The sequence below is a fragment of the Lentiprolixibacter aurantiacus genome (assembly GCF_026241225.1).
GTDB lineage: Bacteria > Bacteroidota > Bacteroidia > Flavobacteriales > Flavobacteriaceae > Lentiprolixibacter > Lentiprolixibacter aurantiacus.
The window spans coordinates 36,365-53,572 of record NZ_JAPFQP010000001.1; the positions used below are offsets into that span (position 1 = coordinate 36,365).

Consider the following 17,208-nt stretch of genomic DNA (forward strand, 5'->3'; position numbering starts at 1 on the left):
GTGATTTTAGTACCTTTACGAACCTAAAAAAGGCCTTTATGCGTTACGAATCAAACCCCATACTGGATAAACTCCCCCAACACCTGAGACAATACATCAAACCCCAGGATTACAAGGATTATTCCCCTATTGACCAGGCCGTATGGCGCTATGTGATGCGTAAAAATGTGGATTACCTCAGCACAGTAGCCCATAAGTCGTACGTACAGGGACTCGAAAAAACAGGAATATCCATAGACCACATTCCCAATATGTATGGGATGAATCGCATCCTTAAAGAAATAGGGTGGGCAGCTGTAGCGGTAGATGGTTTTATTCCTCCTGCCGCTTTTATGGAGTTCCAGGCCTATAATGTGCTGGTAATTGCTTCAGACATCAGGCAATTGGAACACATTGAATACACACCGGCACCAGACATTATCCATGAAGGCGCAGGACATGCCCCCATAATTGCGAATCCGGAATACGCGGAATACCTGAGGCGATTCGGGGAAATAGGCTGCAAGGCAATCTCCAGCGCAAAAGATTTTGAACTCTACGAAGCTGTTCGTTACCTCTCGATAATCAAGGAGGCCCCCGGAACCCCTGCAGAGGATATAGAAAAGGCAGAACAGCACATTGAAGAATTACAACAGAACATGGGGGAACCCAGTGAAATGGCACTGATCCGAAACCTGCATTGGTGGACGGTGGAATACGGCCTTATAGGCACTTTGGAAAATCCTAAGATCTATGGCGCCGGACTGCTCTCCTCCATTGGGGAAAGCTCCTGGTGCATGACCGATGAAGTAAAGAAGATACTCTATTCCATCAAGGCTGCCCATACATCCTTTGATATCACAAAACCACAGCCCCAGTTGTTTGTCACCCCTGATTTTGCTTACCTCAGCGAAGTGCTGGAGGAATTTGCCAATACCATGTCTCTTAGAAAAGGTGGACTTAGCGGTGTAAAGAAGCTCATAGACTCTAAAGATCTGGGAACGGTAGAGCTCAGTACCGGCCTGCAGATATCCGGTAAGTTTAACAGCGTAATTGAGCATGATGGCAAACCTGTCTACATACAGACTGCAGGGGAAACAGCCCTGTCTTATCGCGAAAAGGAACTTGTAGGGCACGGTATAGAGCATCACCCAAACGGCTTCGGAACGCCAGTGGGCAAACTGAAGGGAATCAATATCGCCATAGAGGACATGAGTCCGCGCGACCTTAAGGCCTACAATATCTATGAAGGAGAACGCATTACCCTTGAATTTGAGGGAAATATCAGGGTTTCAGGCAAGATCATTACGGGCACGCGAAACCTAAGGGGAGAGATCATCCTGATCACATTTGAAGACTGCAAGGTGACTCACGGCGACAATATCATTTTTGAACCTTCACTCGGTCTGTATAATATGGCCGTAGGCGAAAAGGTAGTCGCTGCCTTTAATGGCCCTGCAGACCTGAGCAGCTTTAACCTGATGACTCATAAAATATCGTCCACCACCATCAAACCTGAAAAATCTCCCGAGCGCCGTAAACTGGAGCAACTTTACGGACAGATACGGGATTTTCGCGAAGGGACCAACACTACCATTTCCCGGAACAAGGTATTTAAAGAGGTGTGTGATAATTACCCGGACGACTGGCTGCTATCGGTAGAGCTCTACGAACTGGCAAGAAGGAACCAGGATAATGACTTTGCTGTTGAAATTACGGAACATCTCGAAGCTGTAAAACAGCGCAATCCCAAATTAGGCCACCTCATTGATGACGGTCTGGCCCTGGTGGATGGAGTTACTGCAGCGAGCTGAGTTTTGCAAGGTTAGCCGGACTCTCCAATAGCCTTGGAATGGACAGTTGCTTAACGGCTAAATAACTCAAAGAAATATTTTGCTCATCCCTTTTAACTTCAAGGGAAACCGGTTTTTCTATACTACCGTATTCAATGCTATAGGTTACAAACTGGTCTCCTTCCCTAAGCCCGGCTTTATAGGCCTCAGAAGTTTCATCTATGGATTTGACTGACTTACGGCCTTCCGAAAATTCAAATCCCAGATCGAAGACCCGGGAGTTCAGGTCAAATTCGTACCCGAATTTTTTCAGTAGTTCTTTCAGTGGAAAAGGTTCACCATTTACAATATGTTTCTCGAAAAAGATACCGGCATCTGCACCCAAATAGGCTTCAAGTTCAGACAACCAATAAGCATGGGAGACTTTTTGCCCTTCGTTTACAGCGTCCTTCAGGATCCCCTGCATGAGTTGATCTAAATTCTTCTCTCCACTAGTCTCTTTATAAATGAAATTGTCCAGCAAAAAAGCATATACAGCACCACGGTAGTACGCTAGCTTGCCATAATCCTGATTTACCCAGAAGTTATCGTAATTGATCTCCGAATTAGGAGCGTCAACAACCGGCGAGGTATACAGGTTTCTAATGGTTTCGTTGAGCTGTTTTATAAAAAACATTCTTTCTGTGCCGCCTATTTCATATCTGCTGATGTTCTTGGCGGTATAGTAATCCGTAAATCCTTCACTAAACCAGTACTGTTCTTCTTCATTGTCATTCTTAATAGCATTCCCCGTCCAGTTATGCTGGAGTTCGTGGTTAAATAAATAGATAATCTGACTGAGTTCGGTGTATTTATTGTTGGATATCTGACAGGCAAAAGAATTGGTCAATCCCGAACCCTGAAAGGCACTACCTCTTTCAATAGCCATCGGCCGCAACGTGACCGTAAAGTATTCCTGACTGTGATCATCCCAGAAATTCCGCTGTGCCTCCAGGGTTTCCATCAGCACTTCAAAAACTTCGTTTTCAGTAAAGGGAATCCAGTCTCCACGTACTGCGAGTACAATCCTGTTTCCCTTAATATCACCTTTCATCAGACGAAAATCCCCACCAACGAAAACCGCCATGTGAAATTTATCCAGAGATATGTCATTCAATTGCTGTACTCTTTCTTTGCTTCCAAAACTATTGTGTATCACGAAATCTTCCGGAAATCCTTCCCATGAAAGAGATACCTGGCGGGTTTCTTTTGAAACCGACTCCCAGGAATCAGGAACCATAAATAAATTATGGGAAAAGATGTGAAAATATTCGGGTTGAATAATAGGCCGGTAGCATTCCCGGGGTTGTTCCTCCAGACTAAAATCCTGTTTTAGCAGGTATTCAATAACCAGAGGGCCACCTTCACCATTATGATTAACCAAAATCCAGCTGCTGTCCTTGTTGATCTCCATTGCTCCCCCAACCGGTGAAAGTAAATTAACCTCCTCAAGTGCATTGAACAGATCTTCCTGTCCCCAGGCCTTATCGTCATATTTGATCCTGGTAGTCCCGGAAATATCCGGTTCGAGTTCTAATTGCACCCTTAGAAGGGAAACACTATCCCTAACCTCTGGGCTGATGGTGTAATGTATGTCTGATGGTTCTTTTTTCTGGCATCCTACAATAATGGCCAATAATAATACGATCAGCGATTGCCTGAAGGCAAGGTTGAATGTAGTCATGAATACGGTTTGGTTAATAGACGAATACTAAAACTGACTGTTACAAAAATGCGAGAAATTTCAATATCAGAATGACATGAAGGGGTATCTTTCCTGTATAGCGGCAGTCCTCAGTTGTAGGGCCTGTAAAAATTTTTGGTGTGATTCACTTTCGGGAAAATTCGGACGATGGGCCATTCCTTTTCTGATGGCACATACTTCCTCCATGTCTTTATAGGCTTCCTCATCGATCCACGACTGCCTGAATTTTTCCCAGATGTAATCAACTGCTAATTCATTTGGATGCACCATATCCACAGCGTAGAAACGGTAATCCCGAAGTTCGTCCATCATCAACTCATAAGCGGGAAAATAAGACACCTTGTCAGAGGCAACGAGCTTCTGTACAGCCGTAATCAGGTGTGCCTTGCTACGCTGGTTTTCCACAAAACCGTCCTTTAGATGACGCACAGGTGAAACAGAAAAAACCACCTGGACGTCCGTGTTTAGGTGGCCTATCATATCTATAATACTGCCCAGACAAGTTTGAATATCCTCCACCTCCCACAGCACTTTGGCAAACTGCTTCTGTGGAACCTTATGGCAATTGGCCACCCATTTGCCGTTTTCCCTGAGTTGATACCCCCAGGCCGAACCCAGGGTAATAAAAATATGAGTTGCCTGAGTTATAGCCGCCTGAGTTGCCTTGAGCTGTTTGTTAAGAACTTCAAGAAGTGCTTCTTCACTATTTTGGCTTACCCGGGAATGCGCTTCAAAACTATGCCATTGTTCATTGAGCATAAATACATCCTCCCGGGTAAAAGCCCGTTCGCGCACAAGGCGTTGAATAAGCCCCTCAATAGCTTTTGGATGGAAATAAATTCCCAGGGGGTTGATACAGGACTGAAACTGATAATAGGCCAGTTTAGCACCAATATGCTCGGCAAAACAGGACCCCAGAAGCAAAACCTTGCTCCCATAATCAATAGAAGGTGATTCCTTATGCAGGGGTATCCTGGTCTGTAATTCCATATATTGGTCTTTTCCCTAAATCGGGAGAAAGGTTAATGTACTCTAGCTGCTCCCCTTGCTACTTGCTATTCGCTTATGAAGGATCGGGCCGCCTCAAGTGCCTTTTGAATACCGTCAGGGTTTTTCCCTCCGGCTGTGGCAAAAAACGGTTGTCCGCCTCCACCACCGCTTATATATTTACCCAGTTCGCGTACTATGGCGCCTGCATTCAGCTTGTTTTTTTCTACCAGGGGTTTTGAGATATAGCAACTCAAAAGTGCTTTACCTCCTTGTTCTGCTGCCAGCAGCAAAAAGAGATTGTCGTACTGTCCACCAAGCTCAAAAGCAAGGTCTTTCATGCCTGAAGCATCCAGGTCTACTTTCCTGGCCAGGAAATTTATTCCGCCAACTTCCTCGAATTCCCGGGAAAGCTCCTGCTTGAGGCTTCCGGCCTTCTCGCGCAAAAGGGATTCTATTTCTTTTTTAAGCTGGGCATTTTCTTCCTGCAATGATTTTACGGATTCCACTGCATTCTTACCCCCTTTAAAAAGAGATTTTATTTCCTGCAGGTCCTGCAAATGCTCCTCATAGTAGTTGCGAGCCGCATCGGAAGTGATGGCCTCTATCCTTCTTATACCTGCTGCTATGGCGCTTTCGGAGACAATCTTAAAATGCCAGATATCGCCGGTACGATTTACGTGCGTACCTCCGCACAATTCTATGGATTCTCCAAAACGTATGGTGCGAACCTCTTCCCCGTATTTTTCTCCAAACAAGGCCATTGCTCCCTGCTGCAGGGCCTCCTGCATGGGAATAGCCCGGTTCTCCTGAAGCGGCAGGTTCTCCTGAATGCGTTCGTTGACAAACTGTTCTACCTGCTCCAGTTCCTCTTCGGTCATTTTGGAAAAGTGGGAAAAATCAAAACGGAGGTAGCGGGAATGCACGGCAGATCCCTTCTGTTCCACATGAGTGCCCAACACTTTGCGAAGTGCCTGGTGCAGGAGGTGGGTAGCAGAATGGTTAGCTGCCGTACGCCTCCTCTGCCCGGCATCTACAACTGCGGTAAGCGGCAGCTCCAGATCTTTGGGCAGTTCTTTTGCAAAATGCACAATTTCGTTGTTTTCGCGTTTGGTATCCACAATGTAAGCCACATCACCGTCCGGTGTTTCGAGGTATCCTTTGTCTCCTACCTGTCCGCCACCTTCAGGATAAAATGGGGTTGGGGTAAAAACCAATTGATATTGCTCACCCTCCTTTTTGGTGCTGACCTTGCGGTATTTGAGCAAGTTTACACTGGCCTCAAGCTGGTCGTATCCCACAAACTCCTGGGATGTCCCCTGCTTGAGCACAATCCAGTCTTCCTTGGTAACTTCCGATGCAGACTTGGAGCGGGATTTTTGTTCCTGCATAGCCTCCTCAAAGCCCTGTTCATCTAGGCTGTATCCCTTTTCTTCCAGGATCAGAGCGGTCAGATCAATGGGGAAGCCATAGGTGTCATACAACTCAAAGGCCTTTCTGCCATCCATAACTTTGCCTTTGGTTTTCTTCAGGCTTTGTTCCAGCAACAGCAATCCCTGCTCAAGGGTTTTGAGGAAGGAATGCTCTTCTTCCCGGATCACGTTTTCAATCAGCTGTTGTTGCTCGGAAAGTTCCGGGAAAGCCTCTCCCATGGCTTCGGTCAACACAGGAGTTAGCTTGTATATGAAGGGCTCCTGAATATTCAAAAAGGTAAAGCCGTAACGAATGGCACGCCTCAGGATCCTTCGGATAACATAACCTGCTCCTGTATTGCTTGGCAGCTGTCCATCTGCTATGGCAAAGGCCACGGCACGGATGTGATCGGAAATAACCCGAATAGCCACATCAACAGCCTCATCTTTTCCGTAAGACAGCCCGGTAAACCGTTCCAGTGCCTGTATCAAGGGCTGGAATATGTCAGTATCGTAATTGGATTTAACTCCCTGCAAAGCCATACAGAGACGTTCAAAACCCATCCCGGTATCCACGTGTTTTTCCGGCAGGGGTTCCAGCTGACCATTAGATTTCCTGTTGTATTGTATAAAGACCAGGTTCCATATTTCAATTACATGGGGGTGGTCCTGATTTACCAGGCTGGCGCCGTTTACTTCTGCCTTTTCTTCGGCGGACCTGAGGTCTACATGGATTTCCGAACAGGGGCCACAGGGGCCCTGATCTCCCATCTCCCAGAAGTTGTCCTTTTTGTCGCCCATAAGGATGCGCTCTTCCGGAATTATACCTTTCCAGAAATCATAAGCTTCCTGGTCCATCTCCAGCTGGTCTTCATCGGTACTGCCCTCAAATACGGTAACATACAGGGTTTCCGGATCAATTTTGTAGACTTCGGTCAGCAATTCCCATGCCCAGGAAATAGCCTCTTTTTTGAAATAATCCCCAAAACTCCAGTTCCCTAACATCTCGAACATGGTATGGTGGTAAGTATCCTTGCCTACTTCCTCCAGATCATTGTGCTTACCACTCACCCTCAGGCATTTTTGGGTATCGGCAATCCTGGGGTATTTTGAACGGGTGTTTCCCAGAAAGAACTCCTTAAACTGGTTCATTCCTGCATTGGTAAACATTAAGGTGGGATCATCTTTGATCACCATGGGTGCAGAGGCCACAATTTTGTGTTTCTTACCCTCGAAAAAATCCAGAAAAGCTGCCCTGATATTCTTGGAATTCATAGAAATAGCTGGAGTTTGAGTAATTTTAAGGCGTTGTACAAAACAATTTTTATATTTGTTTGTTCGCATTAAAACGAATGCACAAAAATAGGATAAAATCCCTTCATGTCTAAGGTAAAGTACTATTACGATCCGGATACCTTGTCCTATCGGAAGATAGAACCCAAAAAGTCCCGCAAATACCGGAACATTTTCCTGTTTGTCCTGGGCGCGGCCATTTTTGGAACCATGATGCATATCTTTCTGCTCAACACCAATATCCTGAATACACCGCGTGAACTTTCGCTTCAGCGGGAAGTCAAAAATTTTGAATTGCAGTACGATCTCCTGAACAGGAAGCTGGAACAGATGGAAAATGTACTGGCCAATATTGAAGACCGCGACAATAATATCTACCGGCTTTATTTTGAGGCCAATCCCATACCGGATGAGCAGAGGAGAGCGGGCTTTGGAGGGGTAAACCGCTATAAATCCCTGGAAGGTTTCAACAATTCCGAGATGATCATCGCCACCACCAAAAGGCTGGATGTTATACAAAAGCAGATGGTTATCCAATCCAAATCCCTCGATGAGATTGCAAAGATGGCCGAAGAAAAAGAAAAACTCCTGCAGGCCATACCGGCCATACAGCCCGTTAACAATGAAGAGTTAACCCGAATGGCTTCCGGCTACGGCTGGCGTTCCGATCCGTTTACCAAAGCACGAAAAATGCACTGGGGCATGGATTTCACGGCCCCCAGGGGCACTCCCATTTACGCTGCCGGGGATGGGGTTGTTAAGCGGGCAGACAACAGGGCTTCCGGCTTTGGAAAGCATATCAGGATAGACCACGGGTATGGCTACCTAACACTCTATGCCCACCTGAGTAAATACAACGTAAAGAAGGGGCAAAAGGTAAAACGGGGAGATCTTATCGGCTTTGTTGGCAGTACGGGACGTTCCGAGGCGCCCCACCTGCATTATGAGGTGTGGAAAGAGGGCCAGAAAATCAACCCGATCAATTTTTATTACGGCAGTTTAACTGCTGAGGAGTTTGCCAATATGCTCAAGTTCGCCAATCAAGAAAACCAATCCCTGGATTAATGCATATCGATCTACCAGAAAAACGCTATTATGGCATTGGTGAAGTAGCCAGGGCGTTCGATGTGAACACCTCACTCATTCGCTTCTGGGAGAAGGAATTCGATGTAATCCAACCCAAAAAGAACGCCAAAGGCAATCGTAAATTCACTCAGGAAGACATCAAAAACCTGCAGCTGATCTACCACCTGGTCAAAGAACGGGGCTTTACCCTGGAGGGTGCCAAAACCCACCTCCGTGAAGAACGGCTAAAAACCCTTAACAATTTTGAGATCATTCAGAAACTGGAACGTGTCAAGGCTGAGCTGAAAAAGATCAAAGATCAGCTCTGATGTAACAGATTCGTCTTAATTGCGACTAATAGATTACCTAACTATAAAATATCTTTCACATGAAAAAATGGTTAATTCCCGTAATTATCCTGGTTGTGCTGGCTTTTGTAATGTACAACTGGGCAGTAGGATTCAATAATACAGCTGTAGAATATGAAGCCAATGCCAAGACGGCCTGGTCCAATGTAGAAAGCGCATATCAGAGGAGAAACGACCTGATCGGAAATCTGGTAAAAACCGTACAGGGGGCGGCCGATTTTGAACGAACTACCCTTACCGAAGTCATTGAAGCCAGGGCCAAGGCCACAGCCACTAACATTGATGTGGAAAACCTGACCCCGGAGAGCATGGCCGCTTTCCAGCAGGCCCAATCCGGCCTTTCATCGGCCCTGTCGAGATTGCTGGTTACCATTGAACGCTATCCGGACCTCAAGGCCAACCAGAATTTCCTGGACCTGCAATCCCAGCTCGAAAGCACTGAAAACCGGATTAATGTGGAGCGGAACCGGTTTAATGAGGCGGTGAATATCTATGACATCCACACCACTAAATTCCCCAATAAAATCCTGGCCGGATGGTTTGGATTTGAGGAAATGGCCCGTTACCAGGCAGAAGCCGGGTCCGAACAGGCACCTGAAGTGGATTTTGAGTTCAACTAGCCCATGGACAACTCCAAGGTAGAAGCATTCCTCACCCAGGAGGAAGAACAGGAAATAGTAGACGCCATCCTTGAGGCCGAGCGGGATACCTCCGGAGAAATAAGGGTACACCTGGAAGCGACTGCCAAAAAAGACCATTTTGAGCGGGCGATGGAGGTATTCCACCTTCTGAAAATGGACAATACCCGCGAACGAAACGGAGTACTGCTCTATGTTGCTGTTCAGGACCATCGATTTGTGATCTATGGCGATTCCGGCATCAACAAAGTAGTACCTCATGATTTCTGGAACAAGACAAAAGACCTTATTCAAGAACACTTTAAAAAAGGACATTTTAAACAAGGTATAATTGAGGGGGTGCTGATGGCTGGCAAAGAACTAAAAACCCATTTTCCATGGCACCCGGATGATGAAAATGAATTGAGCAATGAAGTTTCGAGGGGTTAGTATTTTACTGCTGTTCCTGAGCTGGAACGTACTGCTGGGACAGTTCGAAATCCCGGAGAAACCTGCTTTGGAGACCAGTGTGTACGACTATGTGAACCTACTCTCTGCCAGCCAAAAAACAAGTCTTGAGCAAAAACTCATCCGCTATGCCGACAGCACTTCCACCCAGATCGTTGCCATCATCATCGATACGACGAACGGGGAAGACATCAACTTCCTGGGGGCACAGTGGGGCCAGAAATGGGGTATTGGGCAGGCCGACAAAGACAACGGCATCCTCATTCTCCTGGCAGAAGGAGACCGCAGGATAGCCATCAATACGGGGTACGGGGTTGAGGAGTTCCTTACCGATGCCATGTCCAAGAGGATTATTGAACAGCGTATAATTCCACAGTTCCGTGCTGGTGATTACTATGCAGGGCTCAATGCCGGGGCTGATGCGATTTTTGAAGTACTTACCGGGCAGTTTGAAGAAGACCGAACCTTCCACAAATCAAAGGATTTTCCTTTTGAAAAGATCCTGCCCTTAATCATTTTCATAGTCATTATCATTATTCTCTCTGCCCGTAACCGAAGAGGTGGTGGTGGCCGCAGGGGTGGCCGCAAAAGAGGACTCGATATCTGGGATGTCATTATTCTGAGCAATATGGGTCGTGGAGGATATCGCGGTTCTTCTGGCCGTGGATTTGGCGGAGGCGGCTTCGGCGGAGGCGGCTTTGGTGGCGGCTTTGGCGGAGGTGGCTTTGGTGGCGGAGGTGCTTCAGGAGGATGGTAAAAAGCAACCTTTTACTTAATTAAGTATCCTTAGCGACAAAACCTGACATATAATGGTTAAAAAGATTCTCCTCCTTATTATTTCGATTTCCTTTTTTCTTTCATGTGGAGATAATGTGGACTGTTCCATGGTATCTTGTGCGGCAGGCGATATCATCCGCCTGGAATTTGTCAGCAACGAGGAAAATGTCATAAACAATGGAACCTACACCGAAGAAAATATTACTGTTACAGGGGATATTACTGAAGATCTGGATGTGCAGGTTTTTTCCGAAACCCAGGGAGCAACAGAGGGGCTTCTGGAAATAAACAACTTTGACTGGCGGCCTGGAGAATACGCATATACCATAAGACTTGGAAATGACTGGGAAATCGATCTGGAGGTGACCTTTTCCCTATCAGGAAACGACCCATGCTGTGGGAATCGATTGATAATTACTGATCTAAGTGCCGGTGCGTTCCAGCTGGAGCAAACAACTTTTTCAAGTTTTTACACCATCATTTTGGAATAGAACCAAGTCTATTTCTTCCTCATAAAGATTGTTATGGGAACCCCGGTAAAATCAAAATGCTCCCTTAGTTTATTCTCAAGAAAACGCTTGTAAGGCTCCTTTACGTACTGTGGCAGGTTGCAGAAAAAAGCAAATTGCGGATAATGCGTAGGTAGCTGAGTAATGTATTTAATTTTTACATACTTACCCTTGATGGCCGGTGGCGGTGTACGTTCGATTACCGGCAGCATAATATCATTCAGCTTCCTCGTGGGGATGCGTTTGGAACGGTTTTTATAGACTTCAACAGCCGTTTCTATCGCCTTGTAAATGCGTTGTTTGGTAAGGGCAGAGATAAAAACTATAGGTACATCTGTAAAGGGCTCTATGGCCTTTCGAATCTTTTGACTGTATTCTTTTACGGACTGGGTCTCCTTTTCCACGAGATCCCATTTATTGACCAGGATCACGATGCCTTTGTTGTTGCGGGCAGCCAGCCAGAAGATATTCTCCACCTGTCCGTCGAATCCACGTGTGGCATCCATAACCAGCATACATACATCACAGTGCTCTATGGCCCGGATGGATCGCATAACCGAATAAAATTCAAGGTCTTCCTTGACCTTTCCTTTCCTGCGTATCCCTGCCGTATCCACCAGGTTGAATTCGAACCCAAAGCGATTGTAGCGGGTGTCTATACTATCCCGGGTTGTACCAGCAATATCCGTAACAATGTAGCGCTCCTCCCCAATAAGGGCGTTGATAAAAGAGGATTTACCTGCGTTGGGCCTCCCTACTACTGCGAAACGGGGCAATTCATCTTCTTCTTCCTCCGTCTCGGGCAACACCTCAACCACGGCGTCCAGTAAATCTCCGGTCCCACTTCCATTGATGCTGGAAACGGTAAAGTAGTCGCCAAGGCCAAGGGAATAAAACTCTACGGCTTCTTCGGCCCGCTTGGCATTGTCTACCTTATTCACTACAAGGAAGACAGGCTTTTTCACCTTGCGCAACAATTTGGCAACATCTTCATCCATACCGGTTATACCGGTTTCCACGTCCACCATAAAAAGTATGGCATCTGCCTCGTCAATAGCCAGCTCCACCTGTTTATCTATCGCCTGCTCAAAGATATCATCGCTGCCCAATACATAACCTCCCGTGTCAATGATGGAAAACTCCTTGCCATTCCAGTCGGATTTCCCATAGTGCCTGTCGCGCGTAACGCCACTCACGGCATCCACGATTGCTTCCCGCCGCTGAATCAGGCGGTTGAAGAAGGTGGATTTCCCAACATTGGGTCTCCCTACTATGGCGACAATTGCTCCCATGGATAAAAATTAGGGGACAAAGTTAGTACTAATGCCTCGATTAACAAGCTATTTCACAGGCATATCCCACAGGACTTCATCCATTTCTCAAGTAAGATAGATCTGAAATATCAACAGAAATCGGTATCTTTTTGGAAACAAAACCTGACCCATGCCCGCTTTATCCAACGAAGTTGTACTTCGGCCGCGGTTCCAGATCAAGCTGGAATCACCCAAGGAAGAGGCCCTGCAATGCTTTGAAGGGGAAGTAGAAAAGCCTTTTCTGGTTAAACGCCTGGACGATCATATCTTTATAAAATTCAATAAGAAAGAAGCCCATTTCTGGTCGCCACAGCTGCATCTGGAGATCAACGATTTGGATGAAGGAGGCAGCCGCTTATACGGTCTGTTTGGTCCCAATCCCACCCTCTGGACTTTCTTTATGTTCCTGCACTTCGGGGTGGCTACCTTTTTTATCATTTTCGGGATCTGGGCATACTCTTCAGCAGCCCTGGACCGTCCCTATGGCATACAGGTAGGAGCCATGGTGTTTATGGTAGTACTCTGGTTTACCCTTTATGCCTTTGGTCGCGCCGGAAGGAGAAAGGGAAAACCCCAGATGAGCCAGCTTTACAGTTTTATGAACAAAAGAATGGGAAGTATTCTTAATCAGGAATTGTAACCAAAACGTTTCAGGCGCCTTGGATCCCTGCGCCAGTCCTTGCTCACTTTCACATAGAGTTCCAGGTGCACCTGCTTGTCGAAGAACTTTTCCAGGTCTTTACGGGCCTCTACCCCTACTTTTTTAAGTGCCGATCCCTTATGCCCAATTATAATACCTTTCTGGGAATTGCGCTCCACCATAATGACGGAACGGATGCGGATGATTTCTTCATCTTCCAGGAATTCCTCGGTATCTACTTCAACAGAATAGGGAATCTCTTTCTTGTAGTTCTGCAATATCTTTTCCCTTATGGTTTCGTTTACAAAGAATCTCTCGGGCTTGTCCGTTAGCTGGTCTTTGGGGTAATAGGCCGGGCCCTCCGGCAGGAGTTCCAGAATGCGTTCAAAGACTTCTTTGACGTTAAAATTGTTCAGGGCTGATATGAGGTGGATCTCAGCCCCCGGCAGTTGCTGCTGCCAGTACTGCACCTGATCTTCCAGCAGTTGCTGGTCTGCCTTGTCGATCTTGTTCAACAGCAGGAGCACGGGTATTTTGCTGTTTTGTATCTTTTTAAAGAAGTCCTCGTCTTTCAACGCCTTCTCCCCTATCTCCACCATGTACAGCAGAACATCGGCATCTTCAAAAGCCGATTTTACAAAATCCATCATAGCCGATTGCAATTCGTATGCCGGTTTAATAATGCCAGGGGTATCCGAAAGCACTACCTGGAAATCTTCCCCGTTCACAATGCCCAGGATACGGTGGCGGGTAGTTTGTGCCTTTGAGGTGATGATAGAGAGCTTCTCGCCCACAAAGGCGTTCATAAGGGTAGACTTCCCAACATTGGGGTTACCGATAATATTGACAAAACCAGACTTGTGTTCTCCCATCACTTTTTCATTTTGGTAAAATAGGTTTTGGTGGCTGCATTTACTTTGGGTGCCAGATACAGCACTGCAATCATATTGGGGATCACCATCAGGGCATAGGACAGGTCTATCAGGTTCTTAACCAGTTCCAGGGACGCTACGGCAGCGAAGATAATCATCACCACAAAAAATACATTGTACCACTTCCCGATTTTCGCATTGGTAAGGAAGGACAAACTCTTTACGCCATAGTAGGAATAGGTAAATAAGGTAGACAGGGCAAAGGCTGTTACGATCAGCATTAGCAGCTCATCGCCGTAATCGAACAGGGTAATCTTAAAGGCATTTAAAGTCATTACAATACCACTGCCTTCCTGCAGATAGGCACCGCTGAGGATAATCACTACGGCAGTGAAGGTGCAGACCAGGATGGTATCAATAAAAGGGCCCAGCATAGCCACCAGGCCTTCCCTGATGGGTTCGTCGTTTTTGGACTGGCCGTGGTACATGGGCGCACTTCCCAGTCCGGCCTCATTGGAAAACATGGCACGCCGTATCCCGATGATAACCAGTCCCCAGAAACCACCGGTGACCACAGTCTTGAAATTCCAGGCTTCGGTTATGATCATCTTCAGGGAAGGAATCACCTTTTCCACATTCATGGCCATAACTACAATTACAGCAACCAGGTAAATCAGAACCATAAAGGGTACAATAGCCGATGCCACCCTGGCGATTTTGGTGAGTCCGCCAAAAATAACGAAGGAAGTAATTACGGCCAGAACAATACCTATGCCCAGTTTCCAGTTAATCTCAGAAGTTTCCAATATGGTTTCTGCAGGTTGCACCACGCTCATAAATGTTTCGGTAAATTGGTTGGCCGTAAAAACACCCAGGAAGCCCACCAGTCCACAAACACTGAAGAATATCGCTAGTGGTTTCCCAAATTTTCCCATGCCCCGTGTGAGGTAGAACATGGGGCCTCCCTGCAGCTTCCCTTCTGAGTCCTCTGCCCGGAACATAATGGCCAGGCTACAGGAGTAGAACTTGATGCACATCCCGATCAGGGCTGTCATCCAGATCCAGAATACCACTCCGGGTCCTCCGTCATGGATGGCAATGGCCACCCCGGAAATGTTGCCCAGGCCCACAGTAGCCGCCACAGCGGCCGACAGCGCCTGGAAGGAACTCACTTCGCCCTTGGCGTTCTTATCATCGTATTTGCCGGCTGTGATGGCTATGGCATGGCCAAAGAAACGGTAGGGCAGAAAACGGGAATAGAACACCAGGAAAAGCCCGCCTCCGATAAGGAGGATAAACATGGGCCATTCGGTGAGCGGAATAAGGTCTGACAGGAAGTTGTTCAGGGTTTCCATAGGCGGTTGTCAGTTGCCGAAGTTAGGGATTTTCTGAATTCCGTTTGTTCCCTGAAAGATATAATTCCAACAGCTGAATTTGAATAAACCAATAAACCGTTGTATATTTGCCCTCCTGTGCACCGATATAGATCGGCGCTTCGGAGGGCAACGCCCTTAAAAAGAGACATCGCGGGGTAGAGCAGTAGGTAGCTCGTCGGGCTCATAACCCGAAGGTCGCTGGTTCGAGTCCAGTCCCCGCTACAAAGAAAGCCATCAACGAAAGTTGGTGGCTTTTTCTTTGGGAAAAAGCCAAGTTAACTTGAGCTTTTGAACGAAGGAAAAGACGAAACCTCGCAACAGCGAGGTTGATGGCTTTATTTGTAAAGCCTCCCTTTAGGCCGATTTATCCGCAAGGCGGGTAAATCAATCCAGTCCATTCTTCATAACAAATGGCTTCCTTTGCTAAGCTACCCTCCCGATAGCTATCGGGAGGCCCTTTTCCGATTCACCGTAGTCACAACGGAGGTGGAGAGGAAAGAATCAAGTTTTTTCTAGATATGGCAAGGCCATGACGGCTTGGTTAGATAGCTATCCCCAAGGCCCATTTCATGCGTTCGCATGAAATGAATCCAGTTTTGCTTTGGTTTTGCGGACAAATGAAAAGATCAGATTGCGGAGCAATTGGGAGCTTATTTGGGCTGCTATCATTCGGCTCTTTTCCACAGCAAAGCTGTGGGGGGAATAAAAAAACCGAATCAAATGTGATGCATTTGTTGGTTTTACTTTGTTAAGCCACCTTTTCGGCCGATTTACCCGCATGGCGGGTAAATCAATCCAGTCCCTCTAATTTAGATGCACTGAACGCGCGGATTTCAAATCCGAGCGTTCTGTAGTTTTTGGAAATACCTATATCACATCACTTTATTCCTCTATCTTTAGAAAACCAACCAAAAATCATGAAATGAAAACTACTAAACTGTTTCCAAAAACTCATTTATGGCTTGTGATACCTTTTATAATTATAATAACAAGCTTTTATCCAAGCTATTGGACTAAATTCTTTTCGGTTCCTTTTAGATTTCATGTTCATGGTCTTACAGCTACTTGTTGGTATATATTGGTTATAATTCAACCATACTTATATCAAAGGAATAACCTTCGATTACATCGCAGATTAGGTTTGGCCGGTTTGTTCCTGGCAGGAGGCGTAATCTTTTCAGCTTTACAATTACTTCCTTTTATATTGTCGAACCCCAATATACCTCCCAATATTGTAAATGGCATCATTTATTTGGACATTGTAGCACTTGGTGGATTTGTCATATCTGTTTATTTGGGGATTCGAAATGTAAAAAATACGAGAGTTCATGGGAGGTGGATGATTGCAACTGTATTTTGGTCCTTACTTCCTGCACTAGTTCGATTTTTAAACTTTCCTGTGGGAGAAATCATAGACTTGAACATGAGCTTTACAGGCTTAGTATATGTAACAAATACACTAGTCTTTCTTGCCGCTGGAGTGATTATGCTGGATGATTACCGTAAGGAAAAAGTGGTCTATAAAAGTTTTAGTTTTATTGCTATTGTAATGGTTATCGTGACCTTAACCTATTCGTATGTGGCTGAATCATCCTTTTGGGGTAATCTATTAAGAGAAATGATAAAGATTTGATCCTTCTCAATGAAAATAAGATAAAAAGAACGCTCGGATTTGAAATCCAAGCGTTCTCTCTTTATATACCCATATGCTAGCTGGTTTCAGCATGGGCCCCTATCTTTAATATTGGGGCTTCAGGGCCTCACCCCAAATGTATTTCTGATGAATTATTCAAGCAGTTAAAGAAGCAGCCCTGTTAAAGTGGAAATCAATTCAGTCATTTCAAATATTTTCAAAGCCATTACTACCTAACTGCATAGCTCCAGGCCGTGTTGGCATTGTGTATGGAAACAATTTTGAAATATCAAACAGACAGCCTTTAAATCTGCTTCACTCAATAAAAAACATATCCTGGATATAGCACAATTTTTGTATTT

General features: G+C 45.9%; 15 protein-coding genes and 1 tRNA gene. 10 read left to right on the forward strand and 6 right to left on the reverse strand.

Annotated elements, in window-relative coordinates; genetic code table 11:
* Nucleotides 1–38: 38 nt before the first annotated feature.
* Nucleotides 39–1,793 carry an aromatic amino acid hydroxylase gene (locus tag OO016_RS00150; protein ID WP_266009929.1) on the forward strand — a complete coding sequence of 585 codons (1,755 nt, stop codon included), beginning with the start codon at nt 39–41 and terminating at the stop codon, nt 1,791–1,793.
* On the opposite strand, the gene OO016_RS00155 is transcribed toward OO016_RS00150, so the two are convergent.
* From OO016_RS00155 to alaS, 3 genes are all read right to left on the reverse strand, one after another.
* Complete coding sequence (locus tag OO016_RS00155; RefSeq protein WP_266009930.1) at nt 1,777–3,495, reverse strand: M1 family aminopeptidase; 1,719 nt, start codon at nt 3,493–3,495, stop codon at nt 1,777–1,779. The genes OO016_RS00150 and OO016_RS00155 overlap by 17 nt on opposite strands.
* Nucleotides 3,496–3,561: 66 nt before the next feature.
* Entirely contained in the window at nt 3,562–4,506 is a 945-nt protein-coding gene (locus OO016_RS00160) for a GSCFA domain-containing protein (RefSeq protein ID WP_266009931.1), read from the reverse strand.
* Nucleotides 4,507–4,571: 65 nt separating this feature from the next.
* The gene (gene alaS, locus OO016_RS00165; RefSeq protein WP_266009932.1) at nt 4,572–7,190 is read right to left on the reverse strand and encodes an alanine--tRNA ligase; all 2,619 of its coding nucleotides are present in this window, start codon (nt 7,188–7,190) and stop codon (nt 4,572–4,574) included.
* Between the two features lie 105 nt (nt 7,191–7,295).
* Here alaS and OO016_RS00170 point away from each other — a divergent pair, with 105 nt between their 5' ends.
* The 6 genes from OO016_RS00170 to OO016_RS00195 are packed head-to-tail and all read left to right on the forward strand — an operon-like array spanning nt 7,296 to nt 10,994.
* Nucleotides 7,296–8,273 (forward strand): M23 family metallopeptidase, encoded by a 978-nt coding sequence (locus tag OO016_RS00170; RefSeq protein ID WP_266009933.1) that lies wholly within the window; start codon nt 7,296–7,298, stop codon nt 8,271–8,273.
* Nucleotides 8,273–8,602 carry a MerR family transcriptional regulator gene (locus OO016_RS00175; protein WP_266009934.1) on the forward strand — a complete coding sequence of 110 codons (330 nt, stop codon included), beginning with the start codon at nt 8,273–8,275 and terminating at the stop codon, nt 8,600–8,602. The genes OO016_RS00170 and OO016_RS00175 overlap by 1 nt, the downstream gene beginning before the upstream one ends.
* Before the next feature lie 59 nt (nt 8,603–8,661).
* Nucleotides 8,662–9,261 carry a LemA family protein gene (locus OO016_RS00180; protein WP_266009935.1) on the forward strand — a complete coding sequence of 200 codons (600 nt, stop codon included), beginning with the start codon at nt 8,662–8,664 and terminating at the stop codon, nt 9,259–9,261.
* Between the two features lie 3 nt (nt 9,262–9,264).
* Nucleotides 9,265–9,708: a TPM domain-containing protein gene (locus OO016_RS00185; protein WP_266009936.1), complete on the forward strand. Its 444-nt coding sequence runs from the start codon at nt 9,265–9,267 to the stop codon at nt 9,706–9,708.
* Nucleotides 9,689–10,483, forward strand: coding sequence for a TPM domain-containing protein (locus OO016_RS00190; protein WP_266009938.1), 795 nt, complete (start codon nt 9,689–9,691; stop codon nt 10,481–10,483). The genes OO016_RS00185 and OO016_RS00190 overlap by 20 nt, the downstream gene beginning before the upstream one ends.
* Nucleotides 10,484–10,535: 52 nt before the next feature.
* Nucleotides 10,536–10,994: a hypothetical protein gene (locus tag OO016_RS00195; RefSeq protein WP_266009940.1), complete on the forward strand. Its 459-nt coding sequence runs from the start codon at nt 10,536–10,538 to the stop codon at nt 10,992–10,994.
* Nucleotides 10,995–11,002: 8 nt separating this feature from the next.
* On the opposite strand, the gene der is transcribed toward OO016_RS00195, so the two are convergent.
* Nucleotides 11,003–12,304, reverse strand: a complete 1,302-nt coding sequence (der, locus tag OO016_RS00200; protein WP_266009942.1) for a ribosome biogenesis GTPase Der — start codon at nt 12,302–12,304, stop codon at nt 11,003–11,005.
* A gap of 151 nt (nt 12,305–12,455) precedes the next feature.
* On the opposite strand from der, the gene OO016_RS00205 reads away from it, so the two are divergent.
* Complete coding sequence (locus tag OO016_RS00205; protein WP_266009943.1) at nt 12,456–12,965, forward strand: GTP-binding protein; 510 nt, start codon at nt 12,456–12,458, stop codon at nt 12,963–12,965.
* Here OO016_RS00205 and era read toward each other — a convergent pair.
* Both era and OO016_RS00215 read right to left on the reverse strand, forming a co-directional pair.
* Nucleotides 12,953–13,837 (reverse strand): GTPase Era, encoded by an 885-nt coding sequence (era, locus tag OO016_RS00210; protein WP_266009945.1) that lies wholly within the window; start codon nt 13,835–13,837, stop codon nt 12,953–12,955. The genes OO016_RS00205 and era overlap by 13 nt on opposite strands.
* Nucleotides 13,837–15,192: an alanine/glycine:cation symporter family protein gene (locus OO016_RS00215; protein WP_266009947.1), complete on the reverse strand. Its 1,356-nt coding sequence runs from the start codon at nt 15,190–15,192 to the stop codon at nt 13,837–13,839. Before OO016_RS00215 ends, era begins: the two co-directional genes overlap by 1 nt.
* Nucleotides 15,193–15,362: 170 nt before the next feature.
* Between OO016_RS00215 and OO016_RS00220 the strand changes: the two genes are divergently transcribed.
* Together OO016_RS00220 and OO016_RS00225 are read left to right on the forward strand one after the other, a co-directional pair.
* A tRNA-Met gene (locus OO016_RS00220) sits at nt 15,363–15,435 on the forward strand.
* 700 nt (nt 15,436–16,135) lie between these two features.
* Entirely contained in the window at nt 16,136–16,846 is a 711-nt protein-coding gene (locus OO016_RS00225) for a hypothetical protein (RefSeq protein WP_266009949.1), read from the forward strand.
* Nucleotides 16,847–17,208 lie beyond the last annotated feature (362 nt).

Excerpts from the sequence above, each read along its gene's own strand:
- OO016_RS00190 (WP_266009938.1), top strand. The coding sequence starts at position 9,689 with ATGAAGTTTCGAGGGGTTAGTATTTTACTGCTGTTCCTGAGCTGGAAC.
- OO016_RS00170 (WP_266009933.1), top strand. The coding sequence starts at position 7,296 with ATGTCTAAGGTAAAGTACTATTACGATCCGGATACCTTGTCCTATCGG.
- OO016_RS00195 (WP_266009940.1), top strand. The coding sequence starts at position 10,536 with ATGGTTAAAAAGATTCTCCTCCTTATTATTTCGATTTCCTTTTTTCTT.
- OO016_RS00160 (WP_266009931.1), bottom strand. The coding sequence starts at position 4,506 with ATGGAATTACAGACCAGGATACCCCTGCATAAGGAATCACCTTCTATT.
- OO016_RS00180 (WP_266009935.1), top strand. The coding sequence starts at position 8,662 with ATGAAAAAATGGTTAATTCCCGTAATTATCCTGGTTGTGCTGGCTTTT.
- OO016_RS00150 (WP_266009929.1), top strand. The coding sequence starts at position 39 with ATGCGTTACGAATCAAACCCCATACTGGATAAACTCCCCCAACACCTG.
- era (WP_266009945.1), bottom strand. The coding sequence starts at position 13,837 with ATGGGAGAACACAAGTCTGGTTTTGTCAATATTATCGGTAACCCCAAT.
- alaS (WP_266009932.1), bottom strand. The coding sequence starts at position 7,190 with ATGAATTCCAAGAATATCAGGGCAGCTTTTCTGGATTTTTTCGAGGGT.
- OO016_RS00155 (WP_266009930.1), bottom strand. The coding sequence starts at position 3,495 with ATGACTACATTCAACCTTGCCTTCAGGCAATCGCTGATCGTATTATTA.
- OO016_RS00175 (WP_266009934.1), top strand. The coding sequence starts at position 8,273 with ATGCATATCGATCTACCAGAAAAACGCTATTATGGCATTGGTGAAGTA.
- OO016_RS00185 (WP_266009936.1), top strand. The coding sequence starts at position 9,265 with ATGGACAACTCCAAGGTAGAAGCATTCCTCACCCAGGAGGAAGAACAG.
- OO016_RS00215 (WP_266009947.1), bottom strand. The coding sequence starts at position 15,192 with ATGGAAACCCTGAACAACTTCCTGTCAGACCTTATTCCGCTCACCGAA.
- OO016_RS00225 (WP_266009949.1), top strand. The coding sequence starts at position 16,136 with ATGAAAACTACTAAACTGTTTCCAAAAACTCATTTATGGCTTGTGATA.
- OO016_RS00205 (WP_266009943.1), top strand. The coding sequence starts at position 12,456 with ATGCCCGCTTTATCCAACGAAGTTGTACTTCGGCCGCGGTTCCAGATC.
- der (WP_266009942.1), bottom strand. The coding sequence starts at position 12,304 with ATGGGAGCAATTGTCGCCATAGTAGGGAGACCCAATGTTGGGAAATCC.